We start from the raw sequence: 1,169 nt of genomic DNA on the forward strand, positions 1-1,169 counted from the left end.
TACGTTATACTATTCGTTCTTGCAAGTCATCATACACAATGATATATGCTGAACGATTATCTCGTGTTGCGATAGCCCAGACCCGCAAGTTATTGACAAACTTTCAAAGAACTCATTTTATTTACTGCCAGAGCCGCTTAGGCTTGGCGAATTTTTAACGAACTATGATCATAATATTAGTGGAATTAGTTTTATTCATTATTAGAATCTGATTAAACAAAGAAAATTCAGAAATAATTAAGTGGAATTTGTCATAGTGATTGAATATTAAAGGTTTAACAATTATATTGATTTTTAGCACAAATATAGGTTTATCCTATTAATTCACTCTTAATTTTGTCTTAATAGCAATTGTAATAGTAATAAAAATGTGAAATTTTAAAAGTTTAACAAAAGGTATGTATCCTCTAATAAAAAACCGAGGTCGTTTCAACTTCGAAACGACCTCGGTTTTTTATTAAAGAGAGAGATTGTCAAATTAACGAACAAATTCTTCATAAGAAAATTCGGGAGGTGTATTTAATATTCGGTAACCATTCTATTTTCCGCCACGACAATTTTATCGGCTGTTTTTCAGCCGATAAAATAAAAATGTCCGCAAGAAAATAGTTTAGTTTTAACATTCCGATTTATAAAAACATGGCAGAAGGACCTTCTTGTCGCAGTCCTTACCATGAAGAATACATTCAAACAAGTGCTTCAGGTAATCCTGAGGGGCTATATCATTAAGCTTGCAGCTTTCTATCAGAGAAAAGATGAATGCCGAGTTTCCTGCTGCATCCTCACTGCCTATGTTCATACAGTTCTTGAGCAGCAGCTTTACAGGTTTCATCCTTTGCTCACAGAGGTTGTTCGATATTTCCGCAGAACCGTCCTTGAGGATATTTTTCAGGGATTTCCACTGGTTTATCGTATAGTTCACAGCCTTTCTCATCAGTTCGTTTGCCATGAGTTTGGTATCCTGCATCATCATGACCACCTTATGATGGATACGTTCAAGAATAGGTCTCGTAAGCTTAAGTCTTTTTTCCTTAATCTGCTCACCGCTGAGTTTCATTGTGCGGAACAAGTCTTCATTTCTGAACATATCACCGATAGGGTCTATTATATCCATCGCAGTTCTGTCTGATGGCAAGGCATCGACCCACAGCCTCCTGCAGTGTGTCCAG

At 36.3% G+C, this 1,169-nt stretch carries 1 protein-coding gene; it reads right to left on the bottom strand.

Annotation, left to right across the window (positions count from 1 at the left end):
* Positions 1-616: 616 nt before the first annotated feature.
* Positions 617-1,169 (bottom strand): IS66 family transposase (locus BACCOP_RS02480; RefSeq protein ID WP_007565854.1); only part of this gene is annotated, 553 nt, incomplete at its 5' end.

The organism is Phocaeicola coprocola DSM 17136 (assembly GCF_000154845.1).
Classification (GTDB): Bacteria; Bacteroidota; Bacteroidia; order Bacteroidales; family Bacteroidaceae; genus Phocaeicola; species Phocaeicola coprocola.